The sequence below is a fragment of the Bacillus cereus group sp. N8 genome (assembly GCF_016483685.1).
GTDB lineage: Bacteria > Bacillota > Bacilli > Bacillales > Bacillaceae_G > Bacillus_A > Bacillus_A proteolyticus.
Genome location: NZ_JAEHBK010000010.1, coordinates 1 through 24,358, shown reverse-complemented (window position 1 = coordinate 24,358; position 24,358 = coordinate 1). Strand labels below are relative to the sequence as shown.

Sequence of the window (24,358 nt, the reverse complement as noted above, 5' to 3'; positions counted from 1 at the left end):
AGGGGCAATATCTTAATGAAATTTAAAGCATTTTTTTAACTATCACCATTCAAAAACGAAAATTTACTAAAGCTGAAATCTTACGTGAACAACATATCAAAAACATTATGGACGAAGTGAAAGAGCGCCAGTCCTCTTATTACAATCGTCTTTACTAAATAAATTATAAAGGGGTAAAATCCAATGAAATTCAAAGTATTCTTTTTAACGATTACCATTCAAAAAAACAAACTATCTGAGTCTGATACGCTTCATGACCGACAAATTGAACAGGCTATGGACAACGTCAAAGAACGACAAAGTCATTATTGTAGTCACCTGTAATTCCGATTTGAAAGGAGGAATTCATGTATGAAGTTTCACCTTTTCTTTTTAACCATTACGATTCAAAAAGAAACTATATCTGCAGATGAAGTAAAACAAGAGAAACAGTATAAAAAGATTATAGATGAAATTCGTGATCGTAGAAGCAAGTACTACACTCACCTATAATTATTTGAAATTATATTAGAAACGAAAGGAGTCGATTATGATGTTAATAACGCGGTGTAAAGAAATGATTTGGATAGTTCAGAGGGATTCCACGTAGTTTAACAGGAATACTTTATACATGCATTGCAGTTAATTTGATGTGTAAAAAATATATAATAATACGCATTTCATACACTCTAAAAATTTGAAAAGATACACCACTTTTTCAGCGGTGTATCTTCCCTAATTTTTTCTATTTCCGATTACTTCGTTTCGTTTTAAACAATCTCACTAAGTTCGAAACAACTGTTTTCGTTACTGCATAAACAGGCACCGCTAAAATCATTCCGATAATTCCAGCAAAGTTCCCTACCCCTAAAATAAGGATAATAATCGTTAACGGATGAATGTTTAATTTCGAGCTCATAATACGTGGAGATATGATGTTACTTTCAAACTGCTGTACAATTGTTACAATAATAATTACGTACAGAGCTTGCATCGGAGATACGAATAGACCTACAATAACAGCTGGTGCTGCTCCGATAAAAGGACCTAAGTTCGGAATTATATTTGTAAGTGCTGCGATAATCCCTAAAACAAAAGCATACGGTAAACCGATGATTAAATAACCAGTAAATGTAAAGGCACCAATAAACATACAAACGAGCGCTTGACCTTGAATATATGCAGATAATGTTTCGTTCGTTTCCTTTATGATACGAAGTCCTTCTTCACGGTAAGACTCTGGTAATACACTAACGGCTTTTCCTGGAAATGCATGTCCATCTTTAAACATATAAAATAAAATGAACGGTACTGTAAAAATAACTAATGCCACGTTCGTGATAATACCAAATAAAGCCGTTGCACTCGACGTAATTGTGTTTGGTATTTCTTTTAAGTATTCAATTGCATTTTTCTCAATTGTTTCAATGGAAACGTAGTTTTGTGTAGATAGCCATTCAAATAATTTATGATGGGATAGATCTTGTATGTATACTTTTCCCTCTTTTATATAAGTCGGCATGTTTTTCACTAAATCCATTAGCTGCTGTGAGATCGTTGGAACGACTACTCCAATAGCAACTCCAGTTAATGTGATGATAAAAAGATACAATAGTAAAATCGCTAAACCTCTCGGTACTTTTTTATTCTCCAAAAAGACTAACAATGGATTAAAAATGAAGTATAAAAATAACGCGATTAAAATTGGGAAAAATAATGTTGATATGAAGATACCAATCGGTTGAAATAGAAACGATATTTTTGTGCAAATAAATATAATTCCTACAACCATCAGCACTTCTAATGTCCAAAAGTGCACTTTCGATTTCAAAAAAACATCCTCCTTTAAACTAGCACTTCTTTTCATTGTACCAAAATAAACATGAATTTTACATAATATTTTCCTTTACAATATTCCAAAATACCATTAAATACACTACAATGAGATTACATACAAATTTGTAGGTAAAGGTGATAAATATGACACAATGCATCATTTGCAGAAAAAATACGAAAGAACTTAGTGAACAATATGTCATACCAGAGATATTATGTGGATATTATTTCACAAACTCCATTTGTGATTCCTGTCATGAACATATGACAACAAATGTTGACCGTCCTTTAATTAGGCATAAGCTAAGTCAATATAAGATTGAGCAAATGAAAAAACAAATCGACTCCCCTCTCTATACGAATGAACACGGTGAAGAGCTGGCAGCCGCTGAAACGGATGTTGTCGAAGTAAGTGATGAAATACTTTATTCCAATGCATTAATTATGAAACTATGTAAAAAGCACGATATTTCACTACACAATGAAATTTGGAAAGAAGAGCGTGTAACAAAAGTAGCTAGTTCTATTCAACGTGAATTACTTTTAGATAACCGTAAATATAAAATGAGTGTATTAAAAATGGCCTATACTTTTGCTGTACAAACAATTGATGGCTACTTTGACGATCCAGATGCGATTGATATTTCTAACATTCTATTAAATGCCGATTTCATGGAATTAAAGGAAAAGAGTATCGTCCGTGACTTAAGCAAAAGTTCTTTATGGAATACATTAAATACAACGAGTGAAAACCATTACTTTATTTTACTTAGTGATAAAGACGGGCTGTTCTGCTTCATTCGCCTATTTGATATTTTTGATGTTGTTGTTCATTTATCAGAAAAAAGGTACGCTCTTCCATCACCAATTGTCGGCGTAAATAATGTAGACAAAAAAGAATTTTTTGTAGAAAACTTAAAACAATATATGGACGGGCTGTTTAAAGAAACTAAACCTTCTATTTAATTGATACCAGAACATACGGTCTCCTTTCTTCATGAAAAGACACTGTGTTATAATGAGTACGAAAAGAACAATACAATCACATAAAACAATTAAAAACTGTATATAAATAAAAAAGACTAGTGTGCGGCTACACACTAGTCCACGTAACTTAGCAGATTGGATTGTTCATTTATCCTATTTGTTTCGTACAAACACAACAACCCACTTTCTATAGGCATAGGTGGGTTGTTATTTTTTGAGCTTGTCAATTAAGACGACAATAAACGTTAACAATGCAACGAGAAACAGTCCACCTTGCAGCAGCAACGCAATTTCACTCACGAATTATCACCCCCCCTCCTACCTGGAGAAGTGATAATTGAACAACCAACCGTACCATAAGTTACCTCTTAATTTTACCATATTTATTAATTGTTTACGATGAAAACCCGCAAGCTTAAAAAATTGCGAGTTTTTTATTTCTCACTATTTTTTTAAAGCATATGCATCAGCTATCATTTCACCAACGATTTTATTTTCTTGTTGCTTCTCATCTTTTAATAAAAGGAATAACAGTTCTGCTACTTCTTCCCCCTCCTTGAACTGATTCATATAAATGAATAAATTCGTTTTTTATATAAAAAAACCAAAGGTATTTTCGATAAGTTAACTGGGTTTTATTAAAAGACACATATGATTTGCTTGAACATCGTTACTGTTTGTTTGAAATACAGTTCGATTTATATTCATAAAAATAGTATATTTCTTTATTTGAAAGGTATTTTTCACTTACTATTTTTCATGGTCCTTAATCCGCTGTAACCAATAAGAAAACTCACATGCTAAATGCATTTGATGTGAGTTAATAAGGCTATTAGGACAAAGTGCTGGGAACTCAACAACTAGACGTACTTCTATCCCAGTATCAGTATCTTTAAATTGATGTCGAACTCCACCAATAATAGTACCATCTTCCATACGTGCAACACCTGTTGATTGGTATTGATAAGACTTATCTCTAGGTGTTTTTAATCCCGTTTCGTCACCAAAAACAATGAAAAATTGAACCGGGAACGGAGAATTACCTGTAGTTTCGATAACCTCTAATTCATTTTCCCCAAAGGTTCTTAGTACATAGTGATCAGGACAAGCTGATAAATTCACTTGATTATTTTCACGTGATTGTTCAAGCATAAAACTATCAATTCCATTTATAGCTTCTTCTGCTGTAATCCCGTCTAAATAGATACTTGTTTTTGAAAATTTTCGTCTATCGCCAGATAAAACTGAACAAATACGCATACCTATTCCACTTAATCTAAGTTTGGATTTCAACTTACCATACATCTCACTATATGAATATCCCATCTTTACTTCCATTAGCTTTTTTATCATGGCGTCTGTATCATTTATTTCAGGCTCTTTATGTCCTAATGTATTTAATGCTTTTTTAATACGTTCTCTTTTCCATTTTGTAAGTTTCTCTTGCGAAATATTGTTTCCATCAATAATAATCTTCATATATATTCACCTTCTTTTTGATCGTATCGTAGTGTAGTTAATACTAAATTAACCATTTCTTGCTTCGTATCTAGACTCAACTTTACTTCTGAATGGGCAATACTGCTAAGACCGTATAAAATAAATCCAGAAGCTAATAATGAGTTGTCAGTATAAAAAATCCCCGTTTTCACTCCTTCTTCAATTACTTGTCGAATTAACGGTTGCATTCGTGTGAATAATTTCTGTTCCAGTTGAAAATGTTGTTCCGTCTGAAACGAACTCATATTTTTATAGGGTGCTAATTTTTCAATAAATGTCCAAAATATATCTAGAGAATCTTTCATCTTCTGCATTACAGACCGTTCATTTGAAATAAGTATTTCTTCGATTAACTCCATATTTTTCACAATGAAGCTATTTAAAGTCTCATCAACAAAATCTTCTTTAGATTTAAAGTAATAGTAAAACAGCCCTGTTGCTACACCCGCACGATTCACAACATCCTTAATGCTAAATCCTCCCATACCATTTTTCATATATAGTTCAAAACCAATATCCATTAACTCTTGGCGTCTTATATCTGGTTCTTTTGATATTCTTTTCATACGTCATCTCCTAATATGTTTTTTGCCACGACTGAATCTGATTCAATCATAAACGACTGAACTTGATTCAGTCAATCTTATTTGATAAATTTAAAAATCAATTTAAAAACTAAGCAACAAAATTCCTACAAAAAAAGAGTAATCCCAAGAAATATGCTTCTAACCTTAGATTTATCCAAAAAGTTAGATCATATAACTTGAGACTACTCATTCTCATTAAACACGTATTTTCTTTTCAAATCGATTAAACTTTATTTTAGCTGCACCATTTCTGTCTCTACAATCATTTGAGGAAGCGACTTTTGAATTACTTCCTTTAAAACATAAAGAGCTTCATCCACATAGCCACCTTCAAAATTTTCTAAGGGCTCAGGTAATTCATCTTCATCTAATATATAGTATTCTCCACTTGGAAGTACCAAAATATCAATAATTAAGTCTTCAAATGACACTAGTTCGTCTGTTATGTGCGTATTTTTTACAATATTAAAATAAGCGCCTAAATACATTCCGTTCTTATCTCTCCATATGTATAAATTGTACGGACGATTTTCCCAGTAGTATGCAATGGTGTAACTTCCTTTTGGGATTGTTAAACTCGAATCATTTGTATTCATCGTAAATGAATACTGAACCTCATGAAATAACATGGTACTTTGAGATTTCTTTTCAAGTATTAAGCAATTGTGATCTATTATTGTTGAGTCATACCGAATTTTTCTTTCTATAATTTCACTTTTAGGCGTTCGTAATTTATTCATTTTTTGTTTCCCCTTATGCTATTTTCTAGTCTTAATTATATCCGTTTATATAGCGATAAAGAAGTGTACGGTCTACAATTACACAATAAAACTCCTTCATATTTAGAAGGAGTTTTTCACTATCCACCATTCATATGTTTTAACCTTTCAGTAACCGCATCATAAAATTTTCTTTCCTCATCCACATTTAAATGCACACGACTTACTGTTTTAGAAAATCCATATAACAGCTGCGCTTTAATTGGTTCTTTTAACGTTATTTCAAAAGTTGGAGGTTCCTTTATAAATTCCATAACAGTTGCGTCAAGAACCTCTTTCTTTAAAGGTTCGCCTTTATAAAACGCAATGTTATCAATTTGTGTAAATGGTATAACGATTTTCTTTCCTAATCCAATTTGAATAATTACTTTTTCTTCCGCAACGATAATTGGATTTTTACGCATCGCTTGTATTTCAGCTAAAAAATAAACCATCGCATATATGTTTAAGATAAGTAAAATCCAAGCTATTACTGGATTCCATTGATGAAGTAAATAATGAAAACCGATACTTTCAATTAAAGTTGCATGAATAATCATGATATAAACACCTATTGCACCGGTCTTTTTATGATATGTGTATGTGAATTCACTTTCTGATACTTTTACACGCCACGATAAAAAAGCATAATAGAATAATTTACACTCTGTAAGAATGATATTTACTGACTTACTTCTTTTCATAGTATCATCAAATGCTTGATCAATCGCATAAGAAAATGAAGAATACCCACTTCTATATTCTTTATATCGTTTTATTATTTTAGGTAGAACTCTAATAATTCTATATATCAGAAACAGTTCAAAACATACGAACAAAATTTCTCCAGCAACTATTACATACGAAACAAATGAAAAAGCTTGTAAATAATCACTAGGAATTATAAATCTTGCGAACACGTATCCTGCTATAACTACAGGAAACATATATGTTAACGAATACCTTTTCCGTATAATAAAGAAATATGTGATGACTGGAATTACAAACATAAAATCTAATAACGAACCAAGCACGACTTCTTTCGGAGCAGCTGGTACAATTGGAAGGGCATACAATAAATAGTTTGACAACATAATTAATGATACGATCCCAAACCAAACACTCGTTCTATCCCGCGATATGGTTACATTCATGCTTTCACTCCTCTATTCAAAAACCTCATTTAAATGGTCTTTATAAAATAAAATGGCACGTTCAAATTCTTTTACTTCCTCTACTTTTACGACCGTTTCAAGCAATAATTTCATCGCGGATTCATGATCATTTACGTTATATTTCACTAGTGATAAAAACACTTTCATCACGTCATTTTCCGGGAACTGCTTTATCCCTGCTTCTAATACAGTAATCGCTTTATCATACTCCCCTATACAACGATACGTACTGCCAAGACCGATATACGCACCGCAAAGGGATTCACCATCAAGTCCGTTCGCAATCGCCTGTTCATAATACGGAACCGCATCCTTTTCAAGACCCATTACATCATGTATCCAGGCACATTGATATAGTACTTCTGCATCCCTCGTAAAATTTGTTAATCCTATAAGTATCTCCCTAGACTGTGCATATTTCTTTTCATTTCTAAGTTTAATAGCTTGCTTCAATAAATGTTCCATAAAATCCACTCCTCACAAAATGTTCATTATGCATATAACATGTATTACACATTTACGAGCAGCTAATGGCCTATTCCATTAATTCGATTTAATAATCAGTGAGGGATAAGTTCCCTCACTGATTTAATATTAACTCCATTACATACTATGCGACTGCATCTCTTTCTAAAAGCTTAAATTTACATAGAAGTGATACGATTACATAAGTGCCCTAACATAATGACAATTTCTTTTGCTGTTTCATCTTTCCCATTACATAACTTCACATTACCGTCTTGTCCAATAACATGGTGCACAGCGCCGCGAGAATATAATGAATGTGGTGAATTTGCTACCATTACACTCGCTTTCGCATCTTCCATCCTTTTACTCGCCCTTTCAATAAGTTCTGCTTCATTTACGTCACTTTCCAGTTTAAAGCCAACGAGTATCGTTTCTGGATCCCAACTCTTTATTTGTTTTAATACTTTTGGTGCTTTTTGAAAATGAATAATTGGAGCGATGTCACTGGAAATCTTTCCGTTCATATTAAGAATATTTCCATCTTGATCACAAATCTTTTCGACAACCCAATCTGAGCCAGCAGCAGCCATAATAACCGCATCAATTTTTTCATGTGTAATAATACTCTTCATCTTATCTTGTAAGTCAATAATCCCCTCAAATGGATGCAATTCTAATTGGTTATTTACATCCATTGGCTTCTCAGCGAAATAGCCATGCAAATATATTACATTTGCTCCTTTTGTCATTAGCTCTTCTGCAATAATTCTTCCAATCGTACCTTTTGCCAAATTTGTATGTCCGCGTACTTGATCCCATTTTTCTAGGCAACCGCCGCTCGTAATTAATACTTTTTTCCCTTTCATCATAACCATCCCTTACTGATTTTTCGCACGAAACCACTCTGTTCCAAAGTCAACTGCATCACGTTGCCTCATAAAACGGCAAGTCGCATTCCCTATCTTCCCACGCGTAACTGTTCCTTTCCGTTCGTATTCAACTCCAATTTCTACAAACGTGTCAGAATCGTAATCCATTTCAACGAACTCTTTCCATACTCTTACACCTTCTTCTATAATAGGCGCCCCTACCTTTATTAACTCGCGTGCACCTGTACGTACCTCAGATAAATGTACGGATGTATTGGAGTCATATCCGACACCAAGTAATAATATGTATCCATCTAAATCATATATTTTTCGTAAGGGCGATTCTTCCCCAAAACTTATGGAAAGTGAATGATTCGCTATAATTTCCTCTGCATGTTTCCCCCATGCTGCAAAACTACTGAGCGGATGATTACTGCGCAATACATTCGGATATGTACGAAAACATTCAACTACTTTTCCCATTGCCCTTGTAGGTGTTATACGTGGGTCAAATGCAGGGACATTATCCCGGATAATTTGCCACCAGTCTTCTGGTACAGGTGGTCTTGACCAATGTTTTGGATCGGATAAATCTGAAGATTGGGTTGGCATAATTATTGTTCCTTCTTCTGTAACAACTTTCATTAACGCTTCTACTACGGCAACTGCCCCACCAGATATCCAACCGATTGAACTTAATGATGAATGAACAATAACTGTCATTCCTTTTTCTATCCCTAAGGTTTTTAAATCGTTTGTAATTGTTTCGATTGTATTTGGAAGTTTTGTACTCGCCACTATTTCATTCATTTTCACGATTGTTCCCCCATTTTGCTTTAAACTAATACATACATATATTATCATATTTTTCTTAATTTTTAACTTAATCATTCCGATTACTATACGTCTATCGTTTTTATCATATCGGAAACAGTTAAATTATGGTATATTAATTTGAAATAAATATAAAAAAGTGAACGCAATGAAAAACTTTCAATCTAGCAATCTTAATTTATACTAATATGAAATAGCCCATCACAAATGATGAGCTATTTATTTTATTCATTCTCTAAATAACAATAAAACCTCTCTAATCCCAGGTATTTCTCTCCTAAGCTTTCAATCTTAAAATTACATTTCTTGTAAAATCCGACTACCTCTGTATCTGTCTCAGCCTCAATATATGTTAACTCATATTCCCTAATTATTTCTTTAATCATTTGAAGTGCAATTCCTTGATTACGATATTTTTCATCAACAGCTATGTGACACATTCTCGCTCTATTTGTATGAATTAACGCTATACCTATGCAACCCTTATTCCCATATTTATATAGCACTGCCTGATCATTTTTATACATTGAAACTGCTTTAATTAAGCTTTCTTCACTCAGACCGGTCGCATGCTTTATTACTTTTTTTATAGGATCTATTTCTATATGCTCAACACGTTGTAACACTCTATCTCCATCCCTTCTCATGAAAAAAGATTAGCTCTTTATTGAAAAAGAGCCAATCTTTTTACGCCGTTATTTTTTCTTCTTTTTTCACAACTACAGCTACATAACTATGAAGTATCATTCCGACAATTACAAGACTCATTCCAACCCACGATAAAGAAGACGGAATTGGAGCCGATAACCAGATCAGCTCTCCTACTAAAGCAAATAAAACTTCACCAGACTGTGTCGCCTCGACTGTTGCTAATTTTTGCGGATCATCTTTTACAAGATCTGTCGCAAAGAAGAATAATACTGTTGCAATTAAACCTGAACTAATCGCTACAATAAAACATTGAAAAACTTGACTACTTGACGGTAAACCGCTTGTAGATACTTCATAACCAGAAAGTAAAAACCAAAATGGTAAACTTGCTAATGTCATACCGAGAACTCGTTGGAAGACATCTAATTCACCCTTAGATACTTGCATCATTTTTCTATTTCCAAGTGGATATGCAAACGCAGCAATGAGTACAGGAACTACGCATAAAATGGTTTCACGAATCCCTAAAGAAGAAGCATGTTCTACTTGCATAAGAACAACACCGAATAAAATAATGCCTGACATTACTAATTCCTTCATTGGAAGTTTTTTATGTAATGGGTCTACCGCAAAAAATGGTGTTAACAAAATCCCTGCAACTATTGTAATTTGCCAAGTTGAAGCGACAAGCCACCCCGGTCCAAACGCACCCGCGAAACTAAGCGGTGCATAAAAGAGACCAAATCCAACAATACTCCATAACAACCATTCTTTCGGATTACTTTTCATATATTGAAAGAGTTGTTTTAAGTTCCCTCTATACAGAACAATAAGTAGCAGCATTGGAACCATAAAGTAATACCGTAATGATGCACTCCAAATCCAACTCCCGCCTCCTAAGTCCATCGACCGGTTTAACACAAAGGTAAAGGCAAAGAAAAACGATGCCAATATCCCTACTGCAATAGCTTTCATTATAAAACCCCTTATAATAGTTTTTTATTAAATAACTTTCAATCTATTCGAATGCAAAATTTTCCAACAGAATATTAACTTATAAAAATAATAATCTTTTTATTTATTATACAATATATTAAAATAACACTAAGAGGAATCGCTACAGCATTCGTTTCGTGAATTACGCTAATCGAAATGTGTATGTATTTTATATCCGCTGTATGCATAATGATCGGTGCATATCGTACAGATGAAGAGTTTTAACTTAAGAAATAAATTAGTTATTTGGATGTGATCATATTAAAACATATAAAATTTCCATGGTATTCACCTTAATGATGTTAGCTGCAGGACTTTCTTTTCTTTTCATTTGTATTTTAGCTTTAATAGATGAGTTTTTCTTCCTTGGTATTCTAATCTTAATCATCCCAGGCCTTTTTTTATACTATGGTTTTTATCTTTTGAAAAAAAGAAGAGAGAACACCGTTTTTTATTGGGATGATGAAGGTATAATAATTGATTTAGATGGGAATAAAGTTTATTGGTATGAGATAGAAGATATTGTATACAGCGGTTTCCCAGAAACAAAAGCGACTGTAATTTCCACTCACTATACTCATCACGAAAATATAAGAATACGCCATAAAAAATGGCAGCCAACAATTGCGCATATAATTTACTGGTATTTAATTGAGCAACCAAAAGACTACCATAAAAATTTGATGTTAACTTGGGAAGAAAAGAAACAAAAGCCAATTTAAAATGAACTCCCCTAATCTATTAATTAAGGGGAGTTTTTCACACTTACATTTGGATTATATGTAAGTGATGTTCTTTGTATAATTTTCTCAATCGATTTATATGTGCTTGATGGTACCGATTATGATCAGCTATATGCCATATTCCCCATCTTATAGTCGCACTTTCTCCCTTTTCATAGGACACTTCCCGGGTTAAATCATTTTCTGTTAGTTTCATACATTCCTCATAAAACATACGTTGCACTGCTTCATAATCTTGCATTAATTCTTGCAATGTATCTTTTCTTAAACTTGGCAATTCCCCTATTTCATTCAACATAGGCCCATATTTATTTTTAAGCCCCTGTGGAACTTCTTCTCCGCTTAAACGATATACCCAGTGTAAATCGACAACTGCTAAATGCTGAAGTAGCTGCCCTATACTATTTTCATTATTTTCAGACCCTTTAAAGGATAGTTCGTCCTCTTCTGTACCTTCTACTAAATTTTGCAATCGTTTAAATGTATCAAGAACTGTTGCATATAAAATGGCTACTTGCGGGTTCATATCTTTTTCTAAATAGAGATCTTTCATAATAACCCCCTTCTTTTAAAGAAACAACACCATATATTCGTCATCACTATATACACCATTCATCTTTAAAGCTCTCTTTTCAATTCCGTAGGTTTTAAAACCCATTGATCCATATAATCTTTTTGCTGGTTCGTTTGTGGATACAACACCTAAGTTTAATTGCTCAAGTTTTATTTCTCTCGCTCTTTGAATTGCATTTGCAATTAATTCACGTGCTAGTCCGTTACGTCTTTTTTGTGCATCTACATACATCGCAACGATATGACCTTTATGCTTATAGGCATCTTTCTCTTCCCTTAATAAAGTGACAACTCCAATTAATTGATTTTCTTCATTAAATAGTAGTAGATGTCAAATTACCTTCAACTCGCTCAATAGGATTTTCCTGACGAATTGCCTCTTCATAAGTTGTTACAAATGCCTCTGGATTTACTTGTAATGCTTGTAAACGTAAGTCCCAATATTTTTCTGCATCTTCTTTCATAAGTAATCGAATCATTTTCCCTATCCCCTTTAAGTTTACATAATATTTTTATAGACTATTAAATAAAGATTGATATTCTTCTTTTAACATACTATAACGATAGCGATGAATGAATTTACCATGACGTAATCTATCATTTCTCATTATTCCTTCACAAACTAATCCTGCTTTTTCATAACTCTTTCTAGCTTGTAAATTATCTTCGTCTACTCGTAGCCATATTTTTTCTAATTCGAATTCAAAAAAGCCGCTTTGTAACATACTGTATAGAGCTGCCATTCCATATCCTTTACCCCAATATTCTTTATTTCCAATTGCAATCCCTAATTCAGCATTTTTATTCGTTTTATCGAAATTTTTAATATCTACCCATCCAATGTGTATACCCTTATCAGTTAGAATAGCCCGTTGTTCATATCCATTCTTTCGACTTATACACGTTTCAATCCACCTTCTCGTATCTTCACGAGTGAACGGTGGATATTGATCTGGTACAACTAAGTGCTTTGTTACTTCTGTATCTAATGACCACCTGTACCTATCTTCAACATCATCTAGTAATAGTTCTCTTAATTGAACGATTGGTAAATTCATTTTGCTACCCCTTCTCATTTCCCTATAGAAAATCCTTCGAACATTCTTCCCCCATACTCTTCTAACGTTTTTTCTATAAAAGCGATTAATTCCTTTTTCTCACCTGTTTTATAAAAGTGATCGAAAACCATAACAAATTTCTCTGCATATACTTCGTCATACCTTTTCAACACTCTAATGAACCATTTTGAATTTCCAAGCCATTGTCCATTTACCCTCAAAACATATTCATGTACTAAATCAGCTAATAAGTTTGCGATAAACAACTCTTCTTCTCTCTTTGTTGCACCAATAAAGTCATCCAAAGCATCCGTAATAAAATAGCGCTTCTGCTTCATCGTTTCTTCAGTCCATTTATCTGGTCCCTTCATTAGTAGATCATTCGCTTCTCTTTTTAACCGCTCAACAATTTCAACTTCCCCTTTTAAAACAAACCCTTCTAATACTAATTGCGGTAAAGAAGGTCTCCCGCGGTCACAATCCATTTTAAAAAAGGTTTTATACGTTTCAAAATTATGTACAAATACTTCAACAGGCCACCCATTACTATAGAAAGATTCTCTATAACAAGATGACAAACTGTGGTCGAATATTACAATATCAAGGTCAGATGTTTTCGTAGCCTCTCCTCTAGCAACACTTCCCCCTAGTAAAGCAACATCACAATTCGAAAATTGTGATGTAATTATGTTTTGTGCCGCTTCAATTGGTTTCATAATCTTACCCCTTCTTATTTTACCTTCCTTTTTTCAGCTCTTTCTCGTGCCTTTTTAATATATGGTTCTGCATCTGGAGTTTTACATGACGTTGCACCATGATCAACTTCTACTTTTCCAATTTCACGTGCAATTTCAATCGCTTGTTGCTCTAAAGCTTCATTTCGAATCCCTATCGCAATTAATGCACTATTCATTGCTTCTCTTTTTCTGTTTTTTTCATTATGTATATGAACTTTAATCACTTCTAAATACGGTAAGAAGAAGTCATTGTCTAACGTTTTATTTTTTATTGCAATATTCGCTAATAATGACCAACCAGCTCTTCCAATCCATTCATCATCAGACTTTGTCCATTCTTCCATTCTTTCTATCGCGATTGGCGACGTACATATAGCTGTCATAAAAACGTCCATTAAACAATAATAATCAACATCCTGAACCCACCTATTTAGCTGTTCTGATGTTAGTTTCTTCGGATCTAAAATCATCGTTGCTAAAGTCCTTGCGTCCATATTTTTCGTTTCCCATAATGAAATTGCTAAATCATGATCCTTTTTTATTTTCTTTTTTAACAATTTTAAATTCGCAAAACTAACTCCAAATAACGGCTCTTTCGCCCCATGGTTTTTATATGTCTTACGAGTTTGTTCTGTCCCATACTCTTCCAGTTGCTGCATTACTTCTTCAAGTAACATATGCCCACCTCTTTTATGTTTTATGTTGACTTCATATATGTATGTACGATATATTCTACATTATTTTTTGGTTTTCCTATATTTATTTTTTAAATACGGTATGTGAAATTTTTGTTGATATTCTTTAAAACAAAAAACATCCTTTTTTTATTTTTCACACGGTTGTTCATTCACACTCTGTATACAATATTCCACTAGCGCATTCAACGGATTTATTATGTTCCTTCCTATTATATTTTCTACCATTGTAGCAGCGTCTACCATTGATAATTGTGCAACTGAAAACATTTCGTTTCTATCTTTCATAATTTCATATAGATACTGTTCTAATTTAGCATCATGCTCTTCTTTGCGACCTTGCATAATTAACTCAAATATCCCCTCTATCACTTCTACTTTTACTTGTATGGATTTATTATTCTGCTGAGCGTATAGTCTTAAACGTTCCATTGTTCCTGAAACAGTACGGGTATTTGTAAATAGTATTGTCTGTGGCTCTTCAACCTGACAAATCATTTCAAAGAATGGCTCATCAATTTTCAATATAGGTATGTCTATTTTGAAATCCTCATCTAATAACGTGATATAATCTGTACAAGTTATTAAAAGTGTATCTATATCACTTTCAGCTATATACTTTATACTATCTTTTAAATTATTTCGTGCTTGTTCTCGTTCTATTTTTAGTCTGTGTGATAAGATTGGATCTACAAAATGGAGTATTTCTATTTCAAAAGATTGCAACACTCGGTCAATGTATTCAATATTTGAATGATGAGCATGTAAACAAGCTAATTTTTTCATACTTATCCTCCCTTTCTAAAACAAAAAACATGAATGAACCATTTTACATACAGTTCCATTCATTTAATTCTTGTTTCATTTTTTCAAACCTGCAAAACCGTGAAATCTTGCATACTTTTTAACAAACTTTTTTGCGTTTGTAAAAAAGTTTTTTTGCATTTCCCCCTCTAAAATTGCTAATATAGTAGAGTAGAACTTTTATAGAGAGTAGGAAAATTATGCACAATGGAATTCGGATGACAACTTTAGTGAAAAGGGCTCTGTTGATTTGCGCTGGGGTATTATTTACATACGAAGCTGCTTATGGATCAACACATATCGCTCTAGCAAGTACAGAGGATGAAGCGAAATCTGTTCAACTTGTAAGTGAAATTCAAACGTCCCTTGCTCCGAAAGAAGCTCCAAAGCACTATAACGGGCAAGTTAGAAAAGTCGCTTACTTAACATTTGACGATGGTCCTGGAAAATACACAGCTGAGCTTTTAGATATGTTAAAGAGTGAAAATGCAAAAGCAACATTCTTCCTAATTGGTTCAAACGTGAAAGCTTTCCCTGATCTTGTAAAACGTGAAAATGCTGAAGGCCACTATGTTGGGATGCACAGTATGACTCATAACTACAAGAAGCTTTACACAGAAGGTCATTACGTTGATGAAATGAAAGAAGACCAAGGCTTAATCACTGGTGTTCTAGGAAAATCACCAGTATTAACACGTCCTGCTTACGGCTCAATGCCAGGATTAAATGAAGCCCTTCGCAACAAAGTTGTCGAAAATGGTTTAAAAGTTTGGGACTGGACAATTGATTCATTAGACTGGAGATACAACAAAATGCCAGTAGACGCTGCATCTGCTAAAATCGTAGAAAACGTTCTACATGGTGCTACAAATCCAACAGAAGTTATCCTTATGCACGATATTCATCCACAATCAGTAAAAGCAATACCTGGTATAATTAAAGGATTGAAAGAAAAAGGATATGAATTAGAAGCCTATAATGAGAACGAACACTTCCCATTAAACTTCTGGCATGATAATCGTATGTAATAAAAAGACTTGATTCCCTCTTGTAGGTTATCAAGTCTTTTTTTATCGTTTTGGGAATTTCAGTTGTTGCTCTTCAATAGAACGAATAATATTCTCTCTATCCTCTTGCATTACACCGATAGAAAATTCGTACTCTTCTTCCTTACACCATGCGGGGTTAAGTTCCAGCGATAAACGAATAACAATGTTAAACTCCCCTGATTTTTCCCCCATAAATTCAAACGCTAAATTTGGTTCCATGAAATCTAGTTCGTTATATGTAGGGTTTGGTAAAGATTCAAACCATTTTATCATGTACTTTAAGTCGTATGTTTGTAAAAAAGGATCCATCGTTTCAAAAACTTTATTTTCTTCTGATAGTTTCGCCTTTACTCTTAATCAATTTCTATCACACTCGTCTTTTGCATCATTAAATTGGTAATTCACAACCTCTAAGCGTAATGCTACTTTTTCATTTTTAAAATTCATGACTATCCCCTTCTTTCTCGGAACCTTTTGTTTTATAAAGTTCCATTAATTCCGATCCTTAAAATCATTATTTATACATGAAATAAATTTGATTTGCAATATAATCTGAACTAAAGTGAAGTCCATTCCTTATCCACCACATGATGATACCTACCAAAGAGGCTGTTTTAATATCAACCGCAACATAGTCATCTGGCAAATCCTTTTTCGTATTCTCTCTTCTCGTTTCTATTAATTGCTTTAAAAATAAAAATAGTTGTTCCTCAAATTGATTCATTTTAAATAATATAAATAAATAATTTCGATGGATATATAAATAATCAAGTAATTGTGTTAGCTTTTGTTTATCTGATAAATCTTTTGCATGTATTAAATCAACAATTTTATTAGAAAGCTCGTTTAAAATCTCATTTGTGATTTGGTCTAGTAAATCTTGAATATCTTGATAATGTAAGTAAAATGTTGTCCGATTTAATCCTGCTTTTGTTGCGACTTTCTGAACCGTTAAACTTGAAGTACTAGGATTCTCACATAGGAGAGAAAAAACAGCATTTTTAAACATTTCTCTTGAACGAACTGTACGAGGATCTTCTTTTTTAGGTGTAGACATTTTGAAACTCCTTTATAGATTTTCTCTTTACTTATTCGACAGTGCATACCTTATATGTCGAGTAGTGAACATTTTCAACAAAACTGTTCATGGTCAAAGAAAATTTATTTTGTTACCATTAATTTTATCGACACATTGTCGATAAATCAAGAAAACAATGAAGGAGCTTACCAATGCAAAAGGAAATATCAGAAAGAAATAAAAAAATTATATTAGTTGTGCTCATTGCCGGCTGTTTTTTATCAACATTGAATCAGACGCTATTAAATGTGGCGATGAGTAATTTAATGGAAGTATTTGATGTTACGGCTGCAACAGTGCAATGGCTATCAACAGGCTTTATGCTCATAAATGGTGTTCTCGTGCCAATTACTGCGTTTTTAATGAAACGATTTACAACACGGCAGCTATTTATTAGCTCGATGCTCTCTTTGTTTATTGGGACGGTTCTCTGTGCATGTGCCGTGAATTTTGGCATTCTGTTAACAGGAAGAATGATTCAAGCAGTTGGAGCAGGAATTATTATGCCGCTAATGATGACTGTTATTTTATATTTATACCCTAGTGAAAAGCGTGGGAGTATTATGGGGACTATCGGATTTGCCATCATTTTTGCGCCAGCCATCGCTCCAACATTATCTGGATTTATCATTGAATATGTTTCATGGAGATGGTTATTTATTGGATTAGCTCCATTTGTATTAATCGTTATTATTCTCGCGCTAAAATATTTAATGAATGTTGCTGAAACAACAAAAGCAAAATTAGATATCGTAAGTGTCATTTTATCAACAATTGGCTTTGGTTGTATTATCTTTGGATTTAGTAGTGCAGGAAGCAAAGGATGGGATCATCCAGTTGTTATTACTACAATTATCATCGGAATAATCGTTACAACTCTATTCTGTTTACGTCAAATAAAGTCTGGCGATCCACTACTAAACTTATCCGTATTTAAATATAAAATTTTCACTCTTACTTCAATCATTAATATACTAATTACGATGATTATGTATGCGGATTTAATTCTATTACCGATTTACTTACAAAATGGACGAGGTTTTACTGCATTCGAATCCGGTCTACTTCTATTACCCGGAGCTGTCATTAATGCCTTCTTATCACCTATCACCGGGAAAATGTTTGATAAATACGGTGCAAAACCACTCTTTATTATGGGTTTAATATGTATCATTATTTCGATGTGGGGTGTAATTGATTTGACCGAATCCACAACTTATATGTATTTAATGGTTCGTACCATTATTCTACGAATTGGGTTAAGCTTCATTTCTATGCCTTTAAATACAGCAGGTTTAAACGCTTTACCAAGAGAACTGGGTTCACATGGTTCCGCAGTAAATAATACGATTCGCCAATTAGCAGGTGCTATTGGAACAGCAGTTATCATCACAGTGTATACGATTCAGTCAACTTCACATACTTTACAGTTATCTAGTAATAACGGGAACATATCAACTATGCAAGTAACAAAATTATCTTCTATCTTCAGCTCAAGTGATGCCTACGTATTTATGTTAGTCTTATCTTTTGTAGCTTTGATTATTGCATGTTTTATGCCTAAAAAAGTAGCACTCCAAAAATCCGAAAGTAACTCTTAAAACAAAAAATCCTACCCGTATGGAATACGAGTAGGATTTTTTATTATTTATTTCGTTTCCCCGTCTTCAGTCGTCTTCACCTTCGTTTTATTTTTATCATGATGGTTATAGTTGTACTTAGAACGATCTACTGGAGTGAAGCCTTCTGGTGTGTAGAATCGTAATAAGTCACCGTTAACAACTTGGTCGGAGTATTTTAGTGATTTTTGAACCATTTGTTCATTTTGTTTTATTTCATCTGTTATTTCTACAGGTTTTCCAGTAGCCGTATCATAGTATTTGCCGTTAAGTGCAGTAACTGTTGGACTTACGTAGTTACCGTTACGGAACGGAACGACTTGTTTATGCTCTGGTGATAATAAATCTGATCCGAATTGGACATAATTTTTTGTATCTGTACCTAGTAAGTGTAATAACGTTGGTAGAACGTCAATTTCTCCGCCGTATTGATGTTGTACGCCGCCTTCCATTCCCGGTACGCGAATGATTAAAGGTACACGTTGTAATTGAGCATTTTCAAATGAGTTCATTTCTTTACCCATTATTTGAGACATTGCTGCGCTATGATTATCTGAAATACCGTAATGGTCACCGTACATAACGATAATTGAGTTATCGTATAAACCAGATTGTTTCAAGTAATCCATGAATCCTTTCACAGACTCATCTAAATAGCGTGCTGTTTGGAAGTACGTATCTACTGATGAATCACCTGTTTTAGCTGGTTCAATCGTTGCTTCCGCTTTATCAATCGGATAAGGGAAATGGTTCGATAACGTAATGAACTTCGTATAGAACGGTTGTTTCAACGTTTGTAATAACGGAATTGATTCGTTAAAGAATGGTTTATCTTTTAAGCCATAGTTTACTACATCTTTTTCGTTCATATCATAGTATGACGCATCAAAGAAATTATTAAAACCAAATGATTTATAAATTTCATCACGGTTCCAGAACGTTTTGTAGTTACCATGGAACACTGCTGATGTGTATCCTTGCTGACCTAAAATAGCTGGTGCTGATTGATATGTGTTATGAGCTTTATTTGTAAAAACAGATCCTTGCGGTAATCCAAACATTGAGTTCTCTAACATGAACTCCGCATCAGATGTTTTACCTTGTCCTGTTTGATGGAAGAAGTTATCAAAGTATAACGTATTCGCATCTTTTGTAAATGAATTTAAGAATGGTGTAACCTCTTGGCCATTTAGCTTATAGTTTAGTAAAAAGTTTTGGAATGACTCTAAATGAATATAAATTACGTTCATTCCTTTTCCTTTACCAAAATACTCAGGATTTGGACTTGCATACGTTGATGAAAGATAGTTTCTAACTTCTGTCATATTATCCCCATCAGCTAATGCACGTTCTGTTGATGCTTTCGCACTTTGAATACCGTCATAAATCGTAAAGTTGTACGCGCCTAAATATTTCACAATATAATTACGATCGAATGTTCTAGTTAATAATTCAGGACGATCAGATTCTGCCAGACCTAAGTTAACGCTAAAGAATAAAATACCTGCTACAAATACTAGCGATAATTTATGCTTCGCAACACGGATTGGTTTAGGATTTACAAATTTCGTTGCGACTAAAACAATTAGAATGATCGTATCTAAGAAATATAGTGGATCATATACGTGTAGCAATGCAAAAATACTACCACCTAAATCTCCAAAGTTATTCGATTGTGTTAATGTCGGGAACGTAATAAAGTCGCTGAAAAAGCGATAATATACTACGTTTGCGTATAAAAGTATAGACATTAACAAATTAATAACAATTAACCAAATGTAAGCTCGTTTCCCTTTTGCAAATAATGCTAGACCTAAAAATAGAACTGCTGAGCTTAACGGGTTGAAAAACAGTAAGAATTTTTGGATTGTGTTCGATATCCCCAAATTAAATTCTGTCACATATGCTGCATATGTTTTTAACCAAAGTAAAATAACGGCAAATATGAAAAATCCAAAATGATTATTTAATACTCGTTTACTCTTTAATAAAAATTGTTGCATCTCTCCACCTCTTTTGATCATCCAAGGCTTATTTTGTATAAGTCTGTCTCTCTATTCAATTTTTCTTCTTCAAATAGATTTTATTTGTTTAACTATATGAAGAATATTAGTAATTATAATTTGTAACTTTTATTTATTCAACTATTTCTTTTTAAACATTTTGACCTTGGTTTCTATTTAACATAATAAATTTGTAACATTTCCTTTTTTCTTCCAGGGGCTCATCTACTAATTCTGACTCCACAAACTATAATCCTTTATTTCCTCATTTGCAAACTAATCTATCTCCAATTTTGGTACATATTTCACATAAAAAAAAGTGTAGTTTAAAATATTTGCTCAAACTACACTTTTTCTACAAACTTATCCTTTATAACTAATTTCTCCAGTTTCAACTAATTCCTTTAGCCCCATAAACTTTAAATTCCATCCATGCTCAGAATCATCATGATAGTCTTTAAGTGCTTTTTCAACATCGGATTTTGCCCAATTCTCCTCATGTGGAACGATAATATTTTGTGAAAATGTCATTTCAGATCCTTGTTGTTTCTCCATTATTTCAACTACAATTGTATCTTCTAATTCACTAAACTGTGGTATTTTAAATGTAAATGCTAATTTTTCAGGACGATTCATTTCAATATATTCCCCAATTGCTCGATAGTCTTTTCCATTACGATGGTCGACAATTTCCCAGCTTCCGCCTACCCCGGGAGTATTTTTTGTTATTTTATTCGTCCCTTCCAACGTAAAAAACCATTTCTTGATCATATCAGGGTTTATCCATGCTTCAAAAACTTCTTCTGGTGCAACATCAAAATCCCTTACCATCGTTAATGTTATTTTTGAATAATTATTCATTTTAGCCCCCTTTATTTAAATGCGAAGATTGTATTTCTTTTCAACAAAACCCCCGCTCTCATAAAGAAAGCGAGGGTTTTAACTATTTATTATTGACCTTTATACATTGCATCTACTTGTTTTTGAAGTTCTTCATTTTCTAAGTACTCATCGTAAGTAGCCTCTTTATCGATTACACCGTTTGGTGTTACTTCGATAATGCGGTTTGCAATTGTTTGTACGAACTGATGGTCATGAGATGTGAATAACATTGTACCTTTGAATGCAATTAAACCGTTGTTTAATGCAGTGATAGACTCAAGGTCTAAATGGTTCGTTGGATCGTCAAGTGTGATTACGTTCGCACCACTTAACATCATTTTAGATAGCATACAACGAACTTTTTCGCCTCCAGATAATACAGAAACGTTCTTCTTAACTTCTTCACCTGAGAATAACATACGGCCTAAGAAACCACGTAAGAAGCTTTCTGACTCATCTTGTGGAGAGAATTGGCGTAACCAATCAACTAAGTTGAAGTCACTGTTCTCAAAGTATTTAGAGTTATCTCTTGGGAAGTACGATTGAGATGTTGTAACGCCCCATTTGAATGAACCGCTATCTGGCTCCATTTCACCCATAAGGATTTTAAATAATGTTGTCATCGCAATATCGTTACGACCAATAAATGCAACTTTATCACCTTTATTTAAAGTGAAGTACACATTATCTAACACTTTTTCGCCATCAATTGTTTTAGAAAGACCTTCAACAGTTAATAAGTCATTTCCTATTTCACGCTCAGGTGTGAAGCCAACGAATGGATAACGACGTGATGATGGTCTAATATCATCTAATGTAATTTTATCTAATAATTTTTTACGAGAAGTTGCTTGTTTCGCTTTAGATGCGTTTGAGCTAAAGCGTGCAATGAAGTTTTGTAACTCTTTTACTTTCTCTTCTTTTTTCTTATTAGCATCTTGTGTTAATTTTAAAGCTAATTGGCTTGACTCATACCAGAAGTCATAGTTACCAACATAAAGTTGAATTTTACCGAAATCAAGATCAGCCATGTGCGTACAAACTTTATTTAAGAAGTGACGGTCATGGGATACAACGATTACTGTATTTTCAAAGTTCATTAAGAAATTTTCTAACCATTGAATCGCTTTTAAGTCCAAGTGGTTGGTAGGCTCATCTAGTAATAGAATGTCAGGTTTACCGAATAAAGCTTGAGCAAGTAATACTTTTACTTTCTCTGCCCCAGTTAATTCTGACAGTTTCTTATCATGAAGATCTTCACCAATACCAAGTCCTTTTAGTAAAATTGCAGCTTCTGACTCAGCTTCCCAACCGTTAAGCTCAGCGAACTCACCTTCAAGTTCAGCTGCACGCATACCATCTTCATCACTAAAGTCTTCTTTCATGTAAATGGCATTTTTCTCTTGCATTACTTTGTAAAGTTGCGTGTGACCCATAATTACTGTTTCTAATACTGGGAACTCTTCATATTCGAAGTGATTCTGTTTTAATACTGCTAGACGCTCACCTGGCGTAATATGTATGTCACCTGTTGATTGTTCGATTTCTCCAGATAAAATCTTTAGAAATGTTGATTTACCAGCACCGTTCGCTCCAATTAAACCGTAGCAATTACCTGGCGTGAATTTTATGTTAACATCTTCAAATAATTTGCGATCCGCAAAACGCAAACTAACGTTACTTACTGTAATCATTTGTGTCCTCCTACTAATACCGCTTATTTCAGCGTTTTCTCACCGATTGTCTTAAAAACCGCAAATTACGATTCACTTATTGTAGACTATAGCTATTATATAGTAGAAGATGGATGAATAGCAACGGTTGATTGCTATTCATCTCCTTTCATCCATGAATAAAATCCTTATTTTTTAACGAAACAAGATTGTACAGAAATAAAATAAACTTTAAGGAGGATTTTTTGAAGAAAACATTAATAATTGGTGCGTTATGTATATCTTTAGCTTCTTTAACTGCTTGCGATGGTAATAACAATGCAAAAAAACACCTACTGAATCAAAATAAGAAAAAAAGAAACGAAAGTAACAGTAGGTTCAATTATCTCTGAATTTAAAAGTGCTGGTCTACAAGCAGAAAATCCAACTGGACTTCCAGAAAAAGAATTTGGTAATCTTCGAAAAGAAGGAAAACGTATTATCGTACCTGCGCTCGGTGAAAATGAAGGCAGTAGATTATTCGAAATTACAAAGAAAGACGACTAAGAGAAAGTTAAGAAATATTACGATGAATTAGGAAACTCATCTCCTATGTTATTCTCTCATACATACGCAAAAGGTAACTTCCTTTTACAGATGAATGGCAATATGAAAGACGAATAATTTGCAAAATATAAAGATGTGATGGACAAGTTTATTAAATAAAGAATCCCCCTTTAATGATATGCTCCCCCTTAGGTAGACAGATAAAAAATAAAAATCTGTTTATCTAAGGGGGCGTTTTTATGTCACGAATAAAATATT

The 24,358-nt window shown here is 33.4% G+C and carries 26 protein-coding genes and 5 pseudogenes; 8 read left to right on the top strand and 23 right to left on the bottom strand.

Annotated features, from left to right (window positions below; all coding sequences use genetic code 11):
* The first annotated feature begins 15 nt into the window (after positions 1–15).
* From JDS80_RS15955 to JDS80_RS15945, 3 genes and pseudogenes are all read left to right on the top strand, one after another.
* A pseudogene (locus JDS80_RS15955) lies at positions 16–158 on the top strand (YrzI family small protein).
* A gap of 25 nt (positions 159–183) precedes the next feature.
* Positions 184–324, top strand: a complete 141-nt coding sequence (locus tag JDS80_RS15950) for a YrzI family small protein (RefSeq protein WP_000669808.1) — start codon at positions 184–186, stop codon at positions 322–324.
* A gap of 27 nt (positions 325–351) precedes the next feature.
* Positions 352–492 carry a YrzI family small protein gene (locus JDS80_RS15945; protein WP_071746286.1) on the top strand — a complete coding sequence of 47 codons (141 nt, stop codon included), beginning with the start codon at positions 352–354 and terminating at the stop codon, positions 490–492.
* A 232-nt stretch (positions 493–724) separates the two neighbouring features.
* Here the strand turns inward: JDS80_RS15945 and JDS80_RS15940 are convergent, their stop codons facing one another.
* On the bottom strand, positions 725–1,810 hold the full coding sequence (locus JDS80_RS15940; RefSeq protein WP_071746287.1) for an AI-2E family transporter: 1,086 nt from the start codon (positions 1,808–1,810) through the stop codon (positions 725–727).
* 149 nt (positions 1,811–1,959) lie between these two features.
* Between JDS80_RS15940 and JDS80_RS15935 the strand changes: the two genes are divergently transcribed.
* Positions 1,960–2,781, top strand: coding sequence for an HNH endonuclease (locus JDS80_RS15935; RefSeq protein ID WP_199639252.1), 822 nt, complete (start codon positions 1,960–1,962; stop codon positions 2,779–2,781).
* 228 nt (positions 2,782–3,009) lie between these two features.
* Here JDS80_RS15935 and JDS80_RS31470 read toward each other — a convergent pair whose 3' ends face one another.
* The 11 genes and pseudogenes from JDS80_RS31470 to JDS80_RS15885 form a co-directional block, all read right to left on the bottom strand.
* Positions 3,010–3,102 (bottom strand): putative holin-like toxin, encoded by a 93-nt coding sequence (locus JDS80_RS31470; protein ID WP_001289319.1) that lies wholly within the window; start codon positions 3,100–3,102, stop codon positions 3,010–3,012.
* Between the two features lie 144 nt (positions 3,103–3,246).
* Positions 3,247–3,360: pseudogene (locus tag JDS80_RS15930) on the bottom strand (alkanesulfonate monooxygenase); the annotation flags it as partial.
* Positions 3,361–3,552: 192 nt separating this feature from the next.
* A complete protein-coding gene (locus tag JDS80_RS15925) occupies positions 3,553–4,281 on the bottom strand; it encodes a hypothetical protein (protein WP_199639248.1) in 729 nt (242 codons plus the stop codon).
* Complete coding sequence (locus JDS80_RS15920) at positions 4,278–4,868, bottom strand: TetR/AcrR family transcriptional regulator (protein ID WP_097830462.1); 591 nt, start codon at positions 4,866–4,868, stop codon at positions 4,278–4,280. The genes JDS80_RS15925 and JDS80_RS15920 overlap by 4 nt, the downstream gene beginning before the upstream one ends.
* 251 nt (positions 4,869–5,119) lie before the next feature.
* A complete protein-coding gene (locus JDS80_RS15915) occupies positions 5,120–5,629 on the bottom strand; it encodes a ribonuclease FAU-1 family protein (RefSeq protein WP_199639246.1) in 510 nt (169 codons plus the stop codon).
* A gap of 119 nt (positions 5,630–5,748) precedes the next feature.
* The gene (locus JDS80_RS15910; protein ID WP_199639244.1) at positions 5,749–6,801 is read right to left on the bottom strand and encodes a hypothetical protein; all 1,053 of its coding nucleotides are present in this window, start codon (positions 6,799–6,801) and stop codon (positions 5,749–5,751) included.
* A 12-nt stretch (positions 6,802–6,813) separates the two neighbouring features.
* A complete protein-coding gene (locus JDS80_RS15905; RefSeq protein ID WP_199639242.1) occupies positions 6,814–7,287 on the bottom strand; it encodes a tetratricopeptide repeat protein in 474 nt (157 codons plus the stop codon).
* A 179-nt stretch (positions 7,288–7,466) separates the two neighbouring features.
* A complete protein-coding gene (locus tag JDS80_RS15900) occupies positions 7,467–8,156 on the bottom strand; it encodes a phosphopantothenoylcysteine decarboxylase domain-containing protein (protein WP_199639240.1) in 690 nt (229 codons plus the stop codon).
* A 12-nt stretch (positions 8,157–8,168) separates the two neighbouring features.
* Entirely contained in the window at positions 8,169–8,969 is an 801-nt protein-coding gene (locus JDS80_RS15895) for an AAC(3) family N-acetyltransferase (RefSeq protein WP_199639327.1), read from the bottom strand.
* A 248-nt stretch (positions 8,970–9,217) separates the two neighbouring features.
* Positions 9,218–9,619 carry a GNAT family N-acetyltransferase gene (locus JDS80_RS15890; protein ID WP_199639238.1) on the bottom strand — a complete coding sequence of 134 codons (402 nt, stop codon included), beginning with the start codon at positions 9,617–9,619 and terminating at the stop codon, positions 9,218–9,220.
* A gap of 61 nt (positions 9,620–9,680) precedes the next feature.
* Positions 9,681–10,619, bottom strand: coding sequence for a DMT family transporter (locus JDS80_RS15885; RefSeq protein ID WP_199639236.1), 939 nt, complete (start codon positions 10,617–10,619; stop codon positions 9,681–9,683).
* Positions 10,620–10,936: 317 nt separating this feature from the next.
* Between JDS80_RS15885 and JDS80_RS31255 the strand changes: the two genes are divergently transcribed.
* Positions 10,937–11,362 (top strand): hypothetical protein, encoded by a 426-nt coding sequence (locus tag JDS80_RS31255; protein WP_242477366.1) that lies wholly within the window; start codon positions 10,937–10,939, stop codon positions 11,360–11,362.
* Between the two features lie 43 nt (positions 11,363–11,405).
* Here JDS80_RS31255 and JDS80_RS15875 read toward each other — a convergent pair whose 3' ends face one another.
* The 6 genes and pseudogenes from JDS80_RS15875 to JDS80_RS15850 form a co-directional block, all read right to left on the bottom strand.
* Entirely contained in the window at positions 11,406–11,936 is a 531-nt protein-coding gene (locus JDS80_RS15875) for a DinB family protein (protein WP_199639234.1), read from the bottom strand.
* A 15-nt stretch (positions 11,937–11,951) separates the two neighbouring features.
* Positions 11,952–12,435, bottom strand: a pseudogene (locus JDS80_RS15870) (GNAT family N-acetyltransferase).
* A 33-nt stretch (positions 12,436–12,468) separates the two neighbouring features.
* A complete protein-coding gene (locus JDS80_RS15865) occupies positions 12,469–13,014 on the bottom strand; it encodes a GNAT family N-acetyltransferase (RefSeq protein WP_199639232.1) in 546 nt (181 codons plus the stop codon).
* A 14-nt stretch (positions 13,015–13,028) separates the two neighbouring features.
* Positions 13,029–13,730 (bottom strand): nucleotidyltransferase domain-containing protein, encoded by a 702-nt coding sequence (locus tag JDS80_RS15860; RefSeq protein WP_199639230.1) that lies wholly within the window; start codon positions 13,728–13,730, stop codon positions 13,029–13,031.
* Positions 13,731–13,744: 14 nt separating this feature from the next.
* Entirely contained in the window at positions 13,745–14,428 is a 684-nt protein-coding gene (locus tag JDS80_RS15855) for a DNA alkylation repair protein (protein ID WP_199639228.1), read from the bottom strand.
* A 147-nt stretch (positions 14,429–14,575) separates the two neighbouring features.
* Positions 14,576–15,232 (bottom strand): hypothetical protein, encoded by a 657-nt coding sequence (locus tag JDS80_RS15850; RefSeq protein WP_199639226.1) that lies wholly within the window; start codon positions 15,230–15,232, stop codon positions 14,576–14,578.
* Positions 15,233–15,450: 218 nt separating this feature from the next.
* Between JDS80_RS15850 and JDS80_RS15845 the strand changes: the two genes are divergently transcribed.
* Positions 15,451–16,278 (top strand): peptidoglycan-N-acetylglucosamine deacetylase, encoded by an 828-nt coding sequence (locus tag JDS80_RS15845; protein ID WP_199639224.1) that lies wholly within the window; start codon positions 15,451–15,453, stop codon positions 16,276–16,278.
* Between the two features lie 42 nt (positions 16,279–16,320).
* Here the strand turns inward: JDS80_RS15845 and JDS80_RS15840 are convergent.
* Positions 16,321–16,746 (bottom strand): annotated as a pseudogene (locus JDS80_RS15840) (WapI family immunity protein).
* Between the two features lie 67 nt (positions 16,747–16,813).
* Positions 16,814–17,356, bottom strand: coding sequence for a TetR/AcrR family transcriptional regulator (locus JDS80_RS15835; RefSeq protein ID WP_199639222.1), 543 nt, complete (start codon positions 17,354–17,356; stop codon positions 16,814–16,816).
* Positions 17,357–17,529: 173 nt separating this feature from the next.
* On the opposite strand from JDS80_RS15835, the gene JDS80_RS15830 reads away from it, so the two are divergent.
* Positions 17,530–18,978: a DHA2 family efflux MFS transporter permease subunit gene (locus tag JDS80_RS15830; RefSeq protein WP_199639220.1), complete on the top strand. Its 1,449-nt coding sequence runs from the start codon at positions 17,530–17,532 to the stop codon at positions 18,976–18,978.
* A gap of 47 nt (positions 18,979–19,025) precedes the next feature.
* On the opposite strand, the gene ltaS is transcribed toward JDS80_RS15830, so the two are convergent.
* From ltaS to JDS80_RS15815, 3 genes are all read right to left on the bottom strand, one after another.
* Positions 19,026–20,999, bottom strand: a complete 1,974-nt coding sequence (gene ltaS, locus JDS80_RS15825) for a lipoteichoic acid synthase (protein ID WP_199639218.1) — start codon at positions 20,997–20,999, stop codon at positions 19,026–19,028.
* 363 nt (positions 21,000–21,362) lie between these two features.
* Positions 21,363–21,860 carry an SRPBCC family protein gene (locus tag JDS80_RS15820; protein ID WP_199639216.1) on the bottom strand — a complete coding sequence of 166 codons (498 nt, stop codon included), beginning with the start codon at positions 21,858–21,860 and terminating at the stop codon, positions 21,363–21,365.
* An 89-nt stretch (positions 21,861–21,949) separates the two neighbouring features.
* A complete protein-coding gene (locus JDS80_RS15815) occupies positions 21,950–23,575 on the bottom strand; it encodes an ABC-F family ATP-binding cassette domain-containing protein (protein ID WP_000633869.1) in 1,626 nt (541 codons plus the stop codon).
* Between the two features lie 224 nt (positions 23,576–23,799).
* Here JDS80_RS15815 and JDS80_RS32345 point away from each other — a divergent pair.
* Positions 23,800–24,217 (top strand): annotated as a pseudogene (locus JDS80_RS32345) (stress protein).
* Positions 24,218–24,358 lie beyond the last annotated feature (141 nt).

Excerpts from the sequence above, each read along its gene's own strand:
- JDS80_RS15950 (WP_000669808.1), top strand. The coding sequence starts at position 184 with ATGAAATTCAAAGTATTCTTTTTAACGATTACCATTCAAAAAAACAAA.
- JDS80_RS15945 (WP_071746286.1), top strand. The coding sequence starts at position 352 with ATGAAGTTTCACCTTTTCTTTTTAACCATTACGATTCAAAAAGAAACT.
- JDS80_RS15935 (WP_199639252.1), top strand. The coding sequence starts at position 1,960 with ATGACACAATGCATCATTTGCAGAAAAAATACGAAAGAACTTAGTGAA.
- JDS80_RS15925 (WP_199639248.1), bottom strand. The coding sequence starts at position 4,281 with ATGAAGATTATTATTGATGGAAACAATATTTCGCAAGAGAAACTTACA.
- JDS80_RS15920 (WP_097830462.1), bottom strand. The coding sequence starts at position 4,868 with ATGAAAAGAATATCAAAAGAACCAGATATAAGACGCCAAGAGTTAATG.
- JDS80_RS15915 (WP_199639246.1), bottom strand. The coding sequence starts at position 5,629 with ATGAATAAATTACGAACGCCTAAAAGTGAAATTATAGAAAGAAAAATT.
- JDS80_RS15910 (WP_199639244.1), bottom strand. The coding sequence starts at position 6,801 with ATGAATGTAACCATATCGCGGGATAGAACGAGTGTTTGGTTTGGGATC.
- JDS80_RS15905 (WP_199639242.1), bottom strand. The coding sequence starts at position 7,287 with ATGGAACATTTATTGAAGCAAGCTATTAAACTTAGAAATGAAAAGAAA.
- JDS80_RS15900 (WP_199639240.1), bottom strand. The coding sequence starts at position 8,156 with ATGAAAGGGAAAAAAGTATTAATTACGAGCGGCGGTTGCCTAGAAAAA.
- JDS80_RS15895 (WP_199639327.1), bottom strand. The coding sequence starts at position 8,969 with ATGAATGAAATAGTGGCGAGTACAAAACTTCCAAATACAATCGAAACA.
- JDS80_RS15885 (WP_199639236.1), bottom strand. The coding sequence starts at position 10,619 with ATGAAAGCTATTGCAGTAGGGATATTGGCATCGTTTTTCTTTGCCTTT.
- JDS80_RS31255 (WP_242477366.1), top strand. The coding sequence starts at position 10,937 with ATGATGTTAGCTGCAGGACTTTCTTTTCTTTTCATTTGTATTTTAGCT.
- JDS80_RS15875 (WP_199639234.1), bottom strand. The coding sequence starts at position 11,936 with ATGAAAGATCTCTATTTAGAAAAAGATATGAACCCGCAAGTAGCCATT.
- JDS80_RS15865 (WP_199639232.1), bottom strand. The coding sequence starts at position 13,014 with ATGAATTTACCAATCGTTCAATTAAGAGAACTATTACTAGATGATGTT.
- JDS80_RS15860 (WP_199639230.1), bottom strand. The coding sequence starts at position 13,730 with ATGAAACCAATTGAAGCGGCACAAAACATAATTACATCACAATTTTCG.
- JDS80_RS15855 (WP_199639228.1), bottom strand. The coding sequence starts at position 14,428 with ATGTTACTTGAAGAAGTAATGCAGCAACTGGAAGAGTATGGGACAGAA.
- JDS80_RS15850 (WP_199639226.1), bottom strand. The coding sequence starts at position 15,232 with ATGAAAAAATTAGCTTGTTTACATGCTCATCATTCAAATATTGAATAC.
- JDS80_RS15845 (WP_199639224.1), top strand. The coding sequence starts at position 15,451 with ATGCACAATGGAATTCGGATGACAACTTTAGTGAAAAGGGCTCTGTTG.
- JDS80_RS15835 (WP_199639222.1), bottom strand. The coding sequence starts at position 17,356 with ATGTCTACACCTAAAAAAGAAGATCCTCGTACAGTTCGTTCAAGAGAA.
- JDS80_RS15830 (WP_199639220.1), top strand. The coding sequence starts at position 17,530 with ATGCAAAAGGAAATATCAGAAAGAAATAAAAAAATTATATTAGTTGTG.
- ltaS (WP_199639218.1), bottom strand. The coding sequence starts at position 20,999 with ATGCAACAATTTTTATTAAAGAGTAAACGAGTATTAAATAATCATTTT.
- JDS80_RS15820 (WP_199639216.1), bottom strand. The coding sequence starts at position 21,860 with ATGAATAATTATTCAAAAATAACATTAACGATGGTAAGGGATTTTGAT.
- JDS80_RS15815 (WP_000633869.1), bottom strand. The coding sequence starts at position 23,575 with ATGATTACAGTAAGTAACGTTAGTTTGCGTTTTGCGGATCGCAAATTA.